This is a genomic window from Chryseobacterium sp. P1-3 (genome assembly GCF_000738495.1).
Taxonomy (GTDB): domain Bacteria; phylum Bacteroidota; class Bacteroidia; order Flavobacteriales; family Weeksellaceae; genus Chryseobacterium; species Chryseobacterium gallinarum.
The window spans coordinates 99,210-113,851 of record NZ_JPEQ01000004.1 but is presented as its reverse complement, the minus strand read 5'-3'; the positions used below and the strand labels follow the sequence as shown (position 1 = coordinate 113,851).

The window sequence follows — 14,642 nt, the reverse complement described above, 5'->3', positions numbered from 1 at the left end:
TTATGATTCAGATAGACGATAAATTGATTTCTGAGGAAATCTTTTCCGAAGAATTTGTTTGCAACCTTACCAAGTGTAAAGGTGCATGTTGTGTGGAAGGAGATGTAGGGGCTCCGTTGGATAAAAACGAGCTGGAAATACTGGACAGTATTTTCGACAAAATAAAACCTTATCTGACCCAGGAAGGTATTAAAGCCCTTGAAGAACAAGGGACATGGACTACTGATCCACACGACGGAATGTATGTTACTCCCATGGTGGAAGACCGGGAGTGTGCTTATGTGACTTTCGATGAGAAAGGAATTACCAAATGTGGTATTGAAAAAGCATATGAAGACGGTGCTGTAGACTGGCAAAAGCCTATTTCGTGCCATCTTTATCCTATCAGAGTTACAGAATATTCTGCATTCACGGCTTTAAACTACCATGAATGGAACGTATGCAGTGATGCCTGCACTCTTGGAAAAGAACTTCAGGTTCCGGTTTATAAATTCTTAAAAACACCATTGATCAGAAAATATGGAGAAGAATTTTATACCGTTCTGAGCGAAGCTGCCGATGAATGGAAAAAAGAGTATGGTTCTTAACCAGTCAGGATTTGAATGAAATAAAAAACCACAGCATATGCTGCGGTTTTTTATTATAAACAAGGCTAAAAACTATTGTTTCACAACCGTTGCTCCTGTAACTTCTGCTTTTGCATCAGTTTTCTTAACTTTTTCCCAGCCATCTTCCGGCATAAGCATTGCGATTACTTTTCCTTTGGAAAGATACTTTTTAGCCACATCCTGAAGATCTTTTACCGTAAGAGCTTTAACTTTATCCTGATAGTTCAGGATATCATATTTATCACTTCCATCTAACTGGTTCCTGGCGATAGAATTCAGCCAGAACATATTATCTTTAAGCTCGGTTTTATTGTCGTTATATTCTCCTTCTTTATATTTATCCAGGTCCTTCTGCTCAGGTCCTTTATCAATTAATTTCTGAAGTTCGGCAATAGCGCTCTTTGTCAGTTTTTCAGCATTTTCAGGACCACATGGGAAACTGATACTGAAATTATAGTTGCTGTAAGGAACTTTACTCATGCCTCCTCTTGCTCCACCACCGTAGATACCGCTTTCATCTTCTCTCAGTTTTTCGATCACTTTGATGGTTGCCACTTCCCCAAGAGCTGATAAAGCAAGTGCTTCCTTCTCATTATAAGGAGCTTCTCCACTGTAAGAGATAGTCACCATACTCTTAGGATCTTTTCCTTTTTTTATACACTTTTGTATAGTCTCCGGTCAACTGTCTGTATCCGGTATCCTTAAAAGCTGTAGTCTTTCCTGATGATGGCAAGCTTGCAATATACTGTAAGACTTCATTTTTTAAATTTCGCTTCATCTATATTTCCCACAAAATAAAACTGGAAGTTTCCGGCATTGGCAAATTTTTCTTTATAAATATCATATGCTTTTTTGTAATCTGTATTCGCCCAGTCCTTTTCCATCGGGAATAATCCGATAAATCTTGGATTTTTCTGATTCATGAACTTGGCATGCTCATTAGAAAAGTAGGCTTGTGGGTTAGACAATAGATTGTTAAGCATGGCAGATTGCTTATCCTTGTAAGCATTGAAAGCCGCGGGGTTATAGTTCAGGCTGGTAAAATAGGCATACATCAGTTCCATTGCCGTTCCTAAGTCCTTTTGGTTCGTTCTCCCTGAAATTCCTTCATACAGGGTTCCTACTGAAGGGTTCACGCTCACCTGCTTTCCTGCCAGATAGTTGGTAAGATCAGCTTTAGAGAATCCTCCTACTCCTGCTTCTGTCAAAGCTGAAAAAGCGAACTGGGTTTTATTAAAATCTGCATCCGGAATCAGAGAACTTCCTCCCAAGCTTCTTGCTGTAAACACGATTTCATCATCTTTGAAATCAGTTTTTTTGAAGGTTACTTTAGCGCCGTTGCTCAATGTCCAGGTGGTTGTTCCCAGCTTGTCATCTGTCTCTGTTTTAGCAATTTTCCCTTCTGATTTGAAAGGTTTCACTAAATTTTTAATAGTTGCTTTCTCTTCATATGGCTTAAGATCTGCCATTTTCACGGTTTCAAAGGTATTAAGAACCATGGCTTCTGTTGGCATAGAGATATTATCTTTCTTAGGACCGGTGATGACAATTACCCTGCTGTCATCTTTTACCATTTTCTTGATGACCTCATTGGTTTGTGCAAGCGTTACTGTTGGAAGGAAGGATTTGGTATCTTCATATTCCCAGGCAATCCCCGGCATAGGTTCCTGCTCCAGGAAATTTCTTACATATTCATCTACCAACATATCGCTTTCCGTTTTATCCCTGTTATTATAAGATCTTTCCAGATTGGAAAGCATCTGCGCCTTTGCCCTGTCAAGCTCAGATTGTGTAAACCCGAATCTCTTTGCCCTTTCCACTTCTTCCAGTAACACTTTCAGTGCATTAAGCTGATTCCCTTCTTTCACCATGGCAAATCCCTGAAACGCTTCTTTACTTCTGGCATACGTTCCGCCATGATATACGGATCCGAAAGTAAAAGGAGGATTGGTAGAATTGATAAGTTCTTTCAGCCTGTTATTCAGCATAGTGGTGGAAAGCCCTTCCACAATACTTTGATTATATTGCTCAATGGTTACATCGGGTTTATAAGCCTCTGCATCTTTCATGATAAACTGCACCATAGAGTTGGTAGCGTCCGGATCAGTTTCAATGGCCACTAATGTTTCTTTATGGTTAGGAAGGTCAAAAGTCTTTCTTTCTCTGGGCTTTGACGGGTTTTTATATTTACTGAAGTTATCTTTGATTTTCTTTTCAACTTCATCCACATTGATATCTCCTACCACTACAATGGCCATCAGATCCGGTCTGTACCAATCCTGGTGAAACTTCCTGATAACATCCGGTTTAAAGTTTTCGAGCACTTCTTTTTTTCCGATTGGAAGCCTGTTGGCATATTGAGAGTTGTACAAAAGTTTCGGAAGATACTTATCCGCCATTCTTTTATCAGCTCCTAAGCCAAGCCTTAATTCTTCCAAAACAACGCCTCTTTCTTTATTGATTTGTTCATCCGAAAGTGTAGCATTAAACGCCCAGTCTTCCATCACTTTCAGCCCTGCATCCAGATTACCGGGTTTATCCAGAGGAACGGGAAGCATATAAACCGTTTCATCAAAGCTGGTATAAGCGTTAAGGTGTTGTCCGAATTTTACACCGATAGATTGCAGGAAGTCAACTAGTTTATTGTCAGGAAAATTTTTCGTCCCATTGAAGTTCATATGCTCCATAAAATGGGCCAGACCTCTTTGATTTTCGTCTTCAAGAATAGATCCGGCATTAATAGCCAGGCGAAAATCCACTTTCTTTTCAGGTAATGTATTTTTCTTAATGTAGTACTTCATTCCGTTGGAAAGGGTACCGATTCTTACAGAAGGATCTACAGGGATATTCTGTGCAAAGACATTTGAAGACATCAAAACAATGACTGCAAATGAGGATAAAAACGTTTTTCATGGTATTAATTATTTACGGCTTAAAACTACCAATTATTCATAAGGTAAGGAAATCACCGAATCTATTTTTATAGTTAAAGTTGAGTTAAAAGTTATTAATATATTAAAAAAACCGGGTAATGCCCGGTTTTTATATCTTAAAAAAGTAATTTTATTTAAAATCAGCGTCCGTAACTCCGGAGTTGATGACCACTTTAGTGGTTTTGATATTTACTTTCTGACCTCCTCCTTCTGCATCTACTTCTGCCGGAAACTGTAATCCGTCTACGGTCATATAACTTTTCACTATTACATTACCTTCGCCAGCCATTGTTTTATATAAAAGTCCTGTAGCCGCATCGAAATAAAACTTCCCTTTATCAGAAGAAAGTACATTATAATCTTTTCCGTCTAGTTTTTCAACGGTTACGTTCTGGAAATTAGCAGGATCAAAGGCCAATGCTTCTATGGGTTTTGCTTTTTTCAAATCAGCTATTTTGTCAGCAGGAATATCTGTCTTATTTCCCATCTGTTCAAAATATCCTTTTTCCCCGTCAAAAAGCTGAACCATCTGCTGTCCCATTACCGACTGTACAGATTTGAATTTATTTCCCATCTTTTTAGTGGTCATTGTAATTTCCATTCCCTGTACGCTTAGCGTGTTATCTGTAACGATAGACTTTACAGCTTCCAATTTATCTTTTCCTCCTAAAGCTTTGAAGTAATTATCAATAACTTCTTTAGCCGTTAATTTTGATTTTACGGCTTCTGTCTTAGCAGAAACAGCTTCTTTTTTTCTGAGCAGCTGCCGGAACGGAAAAAAGTACAGCGCAGAAAAATGGAATGATGATCTTTTTCATATACATAATAGTTTAGGGGATAAATATATGAATATTGGCTGACATATATACCTACGTTTATTAAAATAAAAAAACCGTCAATATTGACGGTTTAATATTATATCTGTGTATAATTATTTTTTAAGCTCTTCTAAAAATTCGTCGTGGGAAATTTTAGTTTCTTTTTTGCTTGCTTTTTCAAGAATTACATCTTTTAATTTAGCCATAGCTACTTCTGAAGAGATTTGTCTCACCTGCTCCTGATCTTTCAGCATTTCAACAGCATATTTCTGAATTTCTTCATCTCCCAGGTGGTGAATTCCATAGATGGCCAATTGGTTTTTCACCAATTGCTCAGCCTGTGCCAATACATCAGCATAATCTAACTGGATTTCGTTATCCGTCATTAGCTTACCTTCGATGATCTGATATCTCAACTGGTTTTTCTCTGCTTCAAGAATTTCTTTAGCCTGTTCTTCAGACTGGATATTCTGGTTAGAGAACATTAACCATTTTACAAGGAAAGCTTCAGGAAGTGTTACTTCTTCTTTTTCTGTAATCTGCTCCAATACTTTATTCACAAAGTGAACATCAGCATTTTGCTGGAAGTATTCATCCAGTTCTGATTTTACTTTTTCTTTAAGTTCTTCTTCAGTCTTGATGTTTCCTTCTCCGTATACTTTATCGAATAATTCTTCGTTTAGTTCAGCTAAGTTTAATGAATAGAAATCTTTTACTTTTACTTCTACTTCATTGTGGTGCAGGTGCTCTACTTCTTCTTTGCTGAATCCTAATTCCTTAGCTAATTCTTCATCTCCGGCTAGAGTTTCTTTAGACACTTTTACAGATCCGTCCATTTTCAAACCTTTTACCAATTTGAAAGCTTCTTTGTTTTCAGCTGTAATGGTAATGTTTTTTGGATGGTGGTGGTGTTCCCCTTCAGCATCTTCTTCTACAACCTGGGAAACTTCTAAAGCGATATAAGAATCTTTAGTGATTTTATCTTGAGGAACCTGCTCTGCGAAACGCTTCTGCATGTTTTCAATGCTCTTGTTGATTTCTTTTTTCAGAAGCTTCTACTTTATAGTGAGGGGCTTCATATTTAGCTAAATCTATAGTGAATTCAGGCTCATACCCAACTTCAAAAGCAACTTCCAGCTGATCAGCATTGTAATCGAATTCGTTTACGGGCTGAGGAATTGGCTGACCAACTAATCTTAATTTGTTTTCATTAACATAGTTGTTCAAAGCATCAGAAACCTGTTTGTTGATTTCTTCAAATGCAATACCAGCTTCATATTGTTTTTTAACCATACTCAAAGGCACTTTCCCTTTTCTGAATCCAGGAACTTGCGCATTTTTAGCATAATTAATCAATTGCTTTTCTACTCTTTCTTTGTAGTCAGATTTCTCCAATGTTACTGTAAGTAATGCACTTACGTTATCATGGTTTTGTGCGGTAACCTTCATTATTGATTAAAATTTTAGGTTGCAAAAATAGGAAATTTTTATGAAAATCACTCATTTAAAATCAACTTAAAAACGTCAAAAATTGTTAAATAAAAAACCACTGAATAAATCAGTGGCTTTCCACATTACATATAACTACATATGTTCTATTGACAGTGTAGCTTATTTTTGATAAATATTAGTGAAAATCTATAAAGATATCCACATCACTCTCACCGCCTACAGTACTTCCAAGCTGATTGTCTGCTGAAGGGGAATTATCATTCACAGAGGAAGGCCCGTGTACAAGGGTAATATTAGCTTTACCAGTGGCCGCAGCTGCTACTGTCCATTCAGTTTTAAGCCCTAGTTTTTTACCATCTGTTCTTATAATGTCATCCGCCGTTCTTTTTACTTTTATATCAGCACCTGAAAATTTATAGGTGATAAAGTGCATATCTTTTTCTTCCAGTATCTCATCTGAACTATGATAGTGGTCATCATGTTTGATTTGAAAATCAAGAGCTACCGTATAGGTTTGGCCCTGATCAAGGTGAAGATGGTCGGCCGTTTCTCCATTGACTACATTGACCGTCTGTACATTTCCATCCGCTTTATTGGTTACGGTTACCACCACTTTTCCTATTTCTTCATGTTCGTGGATATCTTCAGGAATATCGCTGCTTCCGTCACGACATGAGAATAATAAAATGGCTGCCAATAATAATAGTGATATGTTGAAAAATTTTTTCATTTTAATTTAATTTTAAATATTAATAATTAGAAATTGTATTTAAGAGTAAGCACTACATTTCTTCCCGATTCCGGCATATAATATCTCAATCTGTTAAGATATTCCCTGTACTCTTTATTGAAAATATTATTGATTCTGAAATTCAGATTCAGATTTTTGAATAGGTCTGCACCTATGGACGCATTAAATATGGAATAAGCTGCCGGTGTGGAACTATAATCAATGACTCTCGTCACCAATTCTTTATCCTCGATAAACTGCACCGTTTGGTCCCTGATTGGGAAACGATTCTGCTTAAATACATTTTCATTTTCCAGTCTAACGTAGAAATTGTAAGGTTTGTTCAGTTTAAATTCTAATGAATTTCTCAGGTTCATCGGCATCATCAGGATCAATGGTTCATTTTTTGTAAGGTCGTCCCCCCTTAACGCACTGAACCCGGTTGTCCATTTCAAGTTATCCAGAATGTTAAGCTGTGCATCTGCATCAATTCCGTAAATTCTGGCTTTTACCTGCTGGTACTCCCATACCGCAAAACTTCCCCTGGTTGTATTCTGAAAGTCTACCGGCATTTGATTAATAAATCCATCCGAAAACATAATGTACGGATTGGCTTCTATCTGTAATCCTTTCAGTACATTCAATCTTCCTGTAAGCGACAGGTTGGCATTATATACTTCTTCCTGTCTGATTCTTAGATCTCCTTTTTCAATAATTGCGGCAGAATGGTGAAGCCCGTCTGCAAATAACTCTGCGGGATTCGGGGTTCTGCTGATTCTTGAAAAATTAAATTTAAGATCAAAATCTTTAGAAGGTTTATAATTCAAACCGATATTGGCTGAAAAATTATGATAATCAAATATAGGACGCGCTAAAATTCTGCTGTCATTCTTCTGTACATAGAACTGCAGAAATACAGAGGCGTACTTATCATTCCATTCTTTGGCATCATAATATTTGTAAGCGTCATATCTGCTGAAATCATATCTTATTCCGGCTTCTGCATTCAACACAGGGCTGAAACGATATTTAAATACAGAAAATACTCCTGCATCATACCGGTAGTAGTCAGGGATTAAACGCCTTGCTTTCGTAGCAGGATTGGGATAGTTATCCTGAAATCCGGCAGAAATTCCACTTTCCAGACTCCAGTTTGCCCGTTCCAGAAGATGAGTTAAAGAAGCTGAATGTGTTATCAGCCTCAAATCCATGGAAGGAATATCTTTCAGATCACCTTTTCTGATGTCATATTCCTTACGTCTGTTCAGCTGAAAGCTATATTGGAATGTAATTTTCCCAAAATCTGCAAAACGCTTGTAGGCGGAAAGTTTTATAATGTGATGCTCTACATTTTGTTTGGGATTACCAATATCGTAACTGAAATCATCCAGAAAATAAGGTTGTCCGAAGTTCATCGCCATATAAGCATCATAGTTATTTCCTAAATGTGCTCCCTTATAAATTCCGAACTCCTGGTTAATACCATTGTAAGAGATATCAAATCCTTGCATAAAGCTATGATTTCCAAAAGAAAAATTAAAGGAATTTACTTCTGCTCCGGTATTCTGGAGCGTATGATGCGGAATATAAAGGTCTCCGAGCTTTTTATAGCTTCCTCCGGCTTTAACAAACCATTGGTTTTTCCAGGCCTTCAAGGCATTTGCCGAGATTTCCCCTCCTCTTCCATTAGAAATACCGGAAAGCTTCACATTTCCCATTAAAGTATCTTTCTTAGGAGGCAGTAACGGCTCCAAAAGGACTACTCCGGCCACTCCATCGTTCCCGTATTTCAATGCAGATGCACCTTTAATAACATCTATATGTTCAAAATCATTGACATCCACATTAGGAGCATGTTCAGCACCCCATTCCTGTTCTGCCATTTTCACCCCATTATTCATAATGGAGATACGGCTTCCGTAGAGACCATGAATTACAGGTTTAGTAATGTTATTCCCTGTCTTCAGCACAGCTACTCCTGAAATTTTAGAAAGAATATTTCCCAGATTTTCTGTAGAATTCCTTTCAATATCAGCTTTATCCAGTGTTTTCATTACCACAGAGCCTTTAGATTTGTGGCTTCCATGCAAGGTAATGGTTTCGATATCACCGGTATGGTGCTCTAAGGTGATGGCTAAGTGGATATCCCGATCAACTCCTATATTTTCAGTATAATCATTGCAATCAGGATGCTGTGCAATGAGGGTATACTTTCCTGCAGGGATTTTATCAAAAGAAAATTTACCTTCCTTATTGGTTCTGGATGTAAAGCTTCCGATTTTAATAACTGCATTTTCCAACATGGCCTTATCGTGAAAGTCCTGGACGGTTCCCTCTACAGTATACGTTTTTTTGTGCGCTTGTAAATACTGATCCACAAAAGATCAGCAACAGGCAATATATCAATTTCATTGTAAATAGATTGATTGCGTACCTTTTCAACAGGTACATTTTCGTTAAAATTTATGAAAGGGGTGTTAATTATACAAAGTATGAGGAATTAGGAGCTAGAATTAGAGCTGATTGAGGTTTTTATTATATAAATACCAACTAGCAGCTAAAAAGCAATCGTGTTGCCAACAGCTTTAAACCTTAAACTTGTAACATTAAACTTAAGGCACTGCACCTTAAACCCTGTAGAAACTATGAATTATGAAATTGCGGGAGGCCCCCGAAGCTGAAAAGTGAATTTGGTCTGAGACCAGATTTTCTCCTGAATAGCAATAATCTGCTTTACTTCATGAGTATAGTGCTCTAAAGTAAAACTGAAATCTTCAGGAGCTAATGAATGTCCGGTAGCCAAAAAGTGGCAGGCCAGACAGTCGCCGGCTTTCTCTTTAGTAGCGGCTTTCGTCATTGTGTTCTCTGTTTTTTTAAGGTTAAAAGCCTTAAAATAATCCACAGAGTCATGATGGTGAAAGCTTTGAGAAAGCAGCGCAAGGAAATACACTCCAAACAATAGCCTGGAGATAAAACTCTTAAAATTTCTGCTTTCTTTAATCATGCTTCAAAATTATGAAAATAATTTAATTGTCAGGCCAAACTTGTATTAAATTACTTATATGATTACGGACAATATGTATAAATGATTCATAACAAGTTACAAAAAATGCTTCATAATTGAGTATGAAGCATTGATATCATTAATCTAATTGGGTTCCAAGATATTCCCATTCCTGTAAAGCTGTATCCAGCTCTTCTTTGGCTTTATTGTATTTCTCTAAAGTTTCTTCGGAAGGATTCTCTTTGGCAAAAGAAGCTTCCATCTCTTCTATTTTAATTTCGAGATCGGAAATTCTTTCTTCAACTTTTTTTATTTTATTCTGAATATTTTTTTGTTCTTTACTGATGATACCAGAAGTCTGGTTACTGCTGACAACAGGTTTTTCTTCAGCTTTCTTTGGCTCTGCCTTTACTTCTTCATGATGAAGTTTAGCTTTTTCAGCAGAAATTTCTCTGATGGTTTCCTTTTGTCTGTATTCAAGATACTCATTGATATCCCCTAGGAATTCTTTCATTTTTCCATCACGGAATTCATATATTTTATCACAAAGCCCCTGAAGGAATTCCCTGTCGTGAGAAATCACAATTAATGTGCCTTCAAAATTCTGTAATGCCAGCTTAATGATTTCTTTAGACTGAATATCCAGGTGGTTGGTAGGTTCGTCCATAATCAGTGTATTAAAAGGACGAAGCAATAATTTACAAAGGGCCAGACGGTTCCTTTCTCCTCCGGAAAGAACTTTTGTTTTCTTGGAAACGGCATCTCCCTGGAACAGGAAAGATCCTAATAAATCCCTTACTCTGGGTCTCGTTTCTTCGGTTGCAGCATCTTCTGCTTCTTCCAAAACTGTTTTATTCGGGGTCAGTACTTCTTCCTGATTCTGGGCAAAATATCCGATGTTTACGTTATGTCCAAGATTCCAGGTTCCTGAGTAATCTTTAATATCTCCCGCCAAAATTTTGGCCAGTGTTGTTTTTCCCTGCCCGTTCTGCCCTAAAAGTGCAATTCTGTCTCCTCTTTGAACAATAAAGTCCACATTATCAAAAATTTGCTTATTACCATAAGCTTTTCCAAGGTTTTCCGCTTCAAAAATCACCTTCCCCGGAACCATAGATTGTACAAAACGGATATTGAATTTTGAAACATCTTCATTATCCACTTCGATACGTTCAATTTTATCTAATTTTTTGATCAGGGACTGGGCAAATGATGCTTTGGTAGCACTTGCACGGAATTTATTGATATTATCTTCCATTTGTTTGATCTCCGCATCCTGGTTCTTTTTAGCCTGAATCAGTTTTTCGCGGCGATCTTCTCTCATGATCAAATATTTTGAATAATTGGCTTTGTAGTCATCCACCTTTTTGTTGTTGATATCAAAAGTACGGTTACATACTGCCGTCATAAACTGCTTATCGTGGCTTACCAGGACAATAGCCCCCGGATAGTCTTTCAGGAAGTTTTCCAGCCAGATGATAGATTCCATATCAAGGTGGTTGGTAGGCTCATCGAGAAGCATGATGTCATTCTTTTGAAGAAGTAATTTTGCCAGTTCAATTCTCATTCTCCAACCTCCTGAAAACTCATCAGTAATTTTATGAAAGTCATCAGCCTTAAATCCTAGCCCAAACAAAACTTTTTCCATGTCTCCTTCCAGATTGTAGGCATCATGGTTCATTAAAAGATCATTCAGCTCGGTCATTTTATTAATCAGATCGGTATAAGAATCACTTTCATAGTCGGTTCTTGTTGCCATTTGATGGTTAACCTCCTCAAGTTCATTTTTCCATGCATTGATCTGCTCAAAGGCCTGCATGGTTTCATCCCAGACAGTCCTCCCTTTTACAAAATCAAGGTCCTGTTTCAGGAAACCGATGGTAATACTTCCTTCGGTTACCACATCCCCTTCGTAGAAATTGATTTCCCCGGAAAGCATCTTCAACAAAGTAGATTTTCCTGCTCCATTTTTCCCCACCAAACCTACTTTATCATCCTTTTTGATGGTGAAATTTACATTTTGAAATAAATAATTTCCCGAATGATGTAATCCTAAACCTTGAACCGAAAGCATTTTTTTAATTAATAGTTAATACTGAGTATGAATTTCCGGGTGCAAAAATACGGAAAAAGAAATGAATAGGAGAATCTGACGGATATATATCTTTAATTCAGAATTTATTCATTACCTCCAATTATTTACCTGTCATCCATCAGCATCCTGGCAATATTAATAAATTTTATTCTCATTTTAGTGAAAAAACAATAATTATCAATTATCTTTATAGGATACACAAATATCTATATCATGAAAAACTTGACACCAGAAGACAAAAACAGAATTGATGAATTAAAAAATCATTTGCAAGAAAGAAAAAATCATCTATTGGGATATCCTGTAACACTTAACTTTGATTATTCTTTGCTTTATAAATTCCTTCAATATCCTGTAAACAACGCCGGAGATCCGTTTTATATGGACGGGTCTCACCATATGAATACGCATTCTATAGAAAGAGAGGTCATCCATTTTTTTGCCAATTTACTAAAGGCGCCGGAAAATAATTATTGGGGGTACGTTACCAATGGCAGCTCAGAAGGTAATCTTTATGCACTTTATTTAGCCAAGCGTTTATATCCCGGAGGGGTGGTTTACTTTTCTGAAGAATCCCATTACAGTATTGAAAAAAATATTGATATATTAGGCTTAAATTATCAAAAAGTAAAATCCCAGCCTCACGGAGAGATAGATTATAAAGATTTTGAAGAGAAAATCTTGCTCCATCAGGATCAGCCTGCAATCATCATTGCCAATATTGGGACCACCTTCAAGGAGGCAAAGGATGATATCAAACCTATCCAGGACATTTTAGGCAAATGCAAAGTAAAAAAAATATTATATCCACTGTGATGCTGCATTTTGTGGGAGTTATGCCCAATTTTTTATCTCCAAAACCGCATTTTGATTTTAGTGAAGGAGCGGATTCTATTATTGTAAGCGGACATAAATTTCTAGGGTCCCCTATTCCCTGTGGAATAATCATTGTACTAAAGCACAATAAAGAAAGAATTTCAAATTATGTGGATGTTCTGGACAGTTTAGATGATACGATTACCGGATCACGTAATGCCATTACTCCTCTGATAATATGGTATATGATCAGAACCGTTGGTACAGAAGGAATTCATCATCAGCTTAATGAGTGTCTTAATTTAGCGGCGTATACCCAGATCAAAATAAACCATCTTGGAATTAAAGCCTTGCGCAATCCGAACGCCCTTACAATAATTTTTCCCCGCGTAAGCAAGGCACTCCAGTATAAATGGCAATTGGCAGCTCATGGTGCATTCAGCCACCTCATTATCAGACCGGGAATCACAAAAGATATGATAGATTCTTTTATTACAGATTTAAAGAACGACGTCAATTATCGGAAATAAACTGGTTCAAAAAAAATCATAGTTGCGTTGTAAAAATATCACAAAACGGTTCTAGGATGGAGCCGTTTTTTTATAGATATTAAACCAGAGGCCAAGGCTAAAAAAAGAGACACCCTTAAAAAGGTGCCCCTCATAACCTAAATTTAAAATTGAAAAGTACTAACACATATTTATTGGATTACTTTTTGGGTAACCGTACTTTTTACAATAGAACGGATCCAGATATCGTTATTAGGAACATTGGTTCCATACAGGAAATCTGCAACAAAACTATCTTCGGGTAAGTGAAGCTCTACAGAAAGTCTTGTCTGGTTATCTTTGTTCAGAACCGTGCTGCTGGAAACATTCAGTCCGTTATTGATCAGTTCTGCATTAATTTCCTGATGAGATTTCTTCAGCAAAGCTTCACTATACAGTCCGAAATTGGAAGAAATATGGATATAATTTGTAAATTTTTCATAGTCGTATACAGGTTTCATTTCCGGCAACAGGTATTTTGCATAGTTTCTGAGCTCTGTATAAAAATGGCTAAGAAAGGCATGTTTTCCACTGCCCTGTTCAAAGTACAGACCAGTATCTGTACTAAAAACTACTGATGTGTCATTGGTTTCTTCAAGCATGAGTTTTCCATATACCTTCGAGAGATCATGGTAAACTTTATCCCTGGTAATATAAGCCTGAGAATAGGTGTCTCCTTTCTTAATCCGGTAACCGGAAAGCAAGGCATCCCAGATCCGGATTCCTCCTGCATCGGTTTTGGCATTTCTGATATCCGAAATATAGTTCCTCACATCTTCAGCATTGATAAAATCTGTTGAAATAAACACTGATTGCGGCCCATCCAGGTATCCTCCGCCTACGTCAGCATGAGCACCGGGAACAAAGATTTCTTTCCATACGACATCACCACTTCGGTATTGCTGATCCAGCATGGCTTTTGAATTTTCAAAAAAACCGGTGAGTGGAAAAAAGAACCTGGATTCATTAACGGCACAAAGATGCAGTGAACGTTCTACCTTCTGAGACAGGCTCAGATCATAGGTATTGAAAGGCTTGGATTCTACTGTATCGAAAACTCCCAAAAACCTGATTTTGATATATTCTGTAGAATAATGAGCTAACAACCGGTTACAAAAAGTTCTCACCAGCATTCCTCCCCTGCCAAATCCATAGAGATAAAAATGATATTCCCCATGGCCCCTGCTGAATATTTCCTGCACAAAATTTTCTGCTTTCTGGAGTTTATCATCAGAAGAATAGCCATTACCATAAGGTGGATTAGCACAGGTTGCCATGGCAAAATTATTATCTTCGCTTCCTGTTACCGTTCCAATTCCTTCAATATATAATCTTTCATCTCCAATAAATAAACTGTATAACTTGTAAATATTAGTAAAAGCACCATAATAGCTTTCATTATTATCCAATAGTTTATCCGGAGACAGGACGTTCATGCCATTGTTGCCTGTATCATCAAAAAAAATACCTACAGAAATCACACTGTTACCATCACTATTTTTATTCATATCCTGCTTGTGTTTTTATAGATCAATTCTATTTAAAATTCCCCTATAGGGAAAACGTTCAAAATAACTGAAGAAAAAAAAAGCCAGGCTAGAGTGAAAAGTACTAAATAAAAAATTCCGTATTTCTACGGAA

At 37.1% G+C, this 14,642-nt stretch carries 11 protein-coding genes and 1 pseudogene; 3 read left to right on the top strand and 9 right to left on the bottom strand.

What is annotated here, in order from left to right; genetic code table 11:
• Nucleotides 1–2: 2 nt before the first annotated feature.
• The gene (locus tag HX13_RS03235; protein WP_050019890.1) at nucleotides 3–587 is read left to right on the top strand and encodes a DUF3109 family protein; all 585 of its coding nucleotides are present in this window, start codon (nucleotides 3–5) and stop codon (nucleotides 585–587) included.
• 72 nt (nucleotides 588–659) lie between these two features.
• Here the strand turns inward: HX13_RS03235 and HX13_RS23270 are convergent, their stop codons facing one another.
• The 8 genes and pseudogenes from HX13_RS23270 to HX13_RS03200 all read right to left on the bottom strand — a co-directional run bounded on the left by HX13_RS23270 (nucleotide 660) and on the right by HX13_RS03200 (nucleotide 11,616).
• Nucleotides 660–1,238, bottom strand: coding sequence for an insulinase family protein (locus HX13_RS23270; RefSeq protein WP_238555001.1), 579 nt, complete (start codon nucleotides 1,236–1,238; stop codon nucleotides 660–662).
• Nucleotides 1,239–1,363: 125 nt separating this feature from the next.
• Complete coding sequence (locus HX13_RS03230) at nucleotides 1,364–3,481, bottom strand: M16 family metallopeptidase (protein ID WP_238555000.1); 2,118 nt, start codon at nucleotides 3,479–3,481, stop codon at nucleotides 1,364–1,366.
• A gap of 190 nt (nucleotides 3,482–3,671) precedes the next feature.
• Complete coding sequence (locus tag HX13_RS03225) at nucleotides 3,672–4,193, bottom strand: hypothetical protein (RefSeq protein WP_238554999.1); 522 nt, start codon at nucleotides 4,191–4,193, stop codon at nucleotides 3,672–3,674.
• Between the two features lie 279 nt (nucleotides 4,194–4,472).
• A pseudogene (locus tag HX13_RS03220) lies at nucleotides 4,473–5,808 on the bottom strand (trigger factor).
• A gap of 178 nt (nucleotides 5,809–5,986) precedes the next feature.
• Nucleotides 5,987–6,541: a hypothetical protein gene (locus tag HX13_RS03215; protein ID WP_128572172.1), complete on the bottom strand. Its 555-nt coding sequence runs from the start codon at nucleotides 6,539–6,541 to the stop codon at nucleotides 5,987–5,989.
• A gap of 26 nt (nucleotides 6,542–6,567) precedes the next feature.
• Nucleotides 6,568–8,919, bottom strand: a complete 2,352-nt coding sequence (locus tag HX13_RS03210) for a TonB-dependent receptor (protein ID WP_050019888.1) — start codon at nucleotides 8,917–8,919, stop codon at nucleotides 6,568–6,570.
• 272 nt (nucleotides 8,920–9,191) lie between these two features.
• On the bottom strand, nucleotides 9,192–9,545 hold the full coding sequence (locus HX13_RS03205) for a hypothetical protein (RefSeq protein WP_050019887.1): 354 nt from the start codon (nucleotides 9,543–9,545) through the stop codon (nucleotides 9,192–9,194).
• A gap of 139 nt (nucleotides 9,546–9,684) precedes the next feature.
• The gene (locus HX13_RS03200; RefSeq protein WP_050019886.1) at nucleotides 9,685–11,616 is read right to left on the bottom strand and encodes an ABC-F family ATP-binding cassette domain-containing protein; all 1,932 of its coding nucleotides are present in this window, start codon (nucleotides 11,614–11,616) and stop codon (nucleotides 9,685–9,687) included.
• A 234-nt stretch (nucleotides 11,617–11,850) separates the two neighbouring features.
• On the opposite strand from HX13_RS03200, the gene HX13_RS25295 reads away from it, so the two are divergent.
• Nucleotides 11,851–12,453, top strand: a complete 603-nt coding sequence (locus tag HX13_RS25295) for a pyridoxal-dependent decarboxylase (RefSeq protein WP_202962902.1) — start codon at nucleotides 11,851–11,853, stop codon at nucleotides 12,451–12,453.
• Nucleotides 12,453–12,983, top strand: a complete 531-nt coding sequence (locus HX13_RS25290; protein WP_262483499.1) for a pyridoxal-dependent decarboxylase — start codon at nucleotides 12,453–12,455, stop codon at nucleotides 12,981–12,983. The genes HX13_RS25295 and HX13_RS25290 overlap by 1 nt, the downstream gene beginning before the upstream one ends.
• Before the next feature lie 170 nt (nucleotides 12,984–13,153).
• Here HX13_RS25290 and HX13_RS03190 read toward each other — a convergent pair whose 3' ends face one another.
• A complete protein-coding gene (locus HX13_RS03190; protein ID WP_050019885.1) occupies nucleotides 13,154–14,509 on the bottom strand; it encodes a T6SS phospholipase effector Tle1-like catalytic domain-containing protein in 1,356 nt (451 codons plus the stop codon).
• Nucleotides 14,510–14,642 lie beyond the last annotated feature (133 nt).

Coding starts and splice junctions, on each gene's coding strand:
- HX13_RS03235 (WP_050019890.1), top strand. CDS start 3: ATGATTCAGATAGACGATAAATTGATTTCTGAGGAAATCTTTTCCGAA.
- HX13_RS23270 (WP_238555001.1), bottom strand. CDS start 1,238: ATGGTGACTATCTCTTACAGTGGAGAAGCTCCTTATAATGAGAAGGAA.
- HX13_RS03230 (WP_238555000.1), bottom strand. CDS start 3,481: ATGTCTTCAAATGTCTTTGCACAGAATATCCCTGTAGATCCTTCTGTA.
- HX13_RS03215 (WP_128572172.1), bottom strand. CDS start 6,541: ATGAAAAAATTTTTCAACATATCACTATTATTATTGGCAGCCATTTTA.
- HX13_RS03205 (WP_050019887.1), bottom strand. CDS start 9,545: ATGATTAAAGAAAGCAGAAATTTTAAGAGTTTTATCTCCAGGCTATTG.
- HX13_RS03200 (WP_050019886.1), bottom strand. CDS start 11,616: ATGCTTTCGGTTCAAGGTTTAGGATTACATCATTCGGGAAATTATTTA.
- HX13_RS25295 (WP_202962902.1), top strand. CDS start 11,851: ATGAAAAACTTGACACCAGAAGACAAAAACAGAATTGATGAATTAAAA.
- HX13_RS25290 (WP_262483499.1), top strand. CDS start 12,453: ATGCTGCATTTTGTGGGAGTTATGCCCAATTTTTTATCTCCAAAACCG.
- HX13_RS03190 (WP_050019885.1), bottom strand. CDS start 14,509: ATGAATAAAAATAGTGATGGTAACAGTGTGATTTCTGTAGGTATTTTT.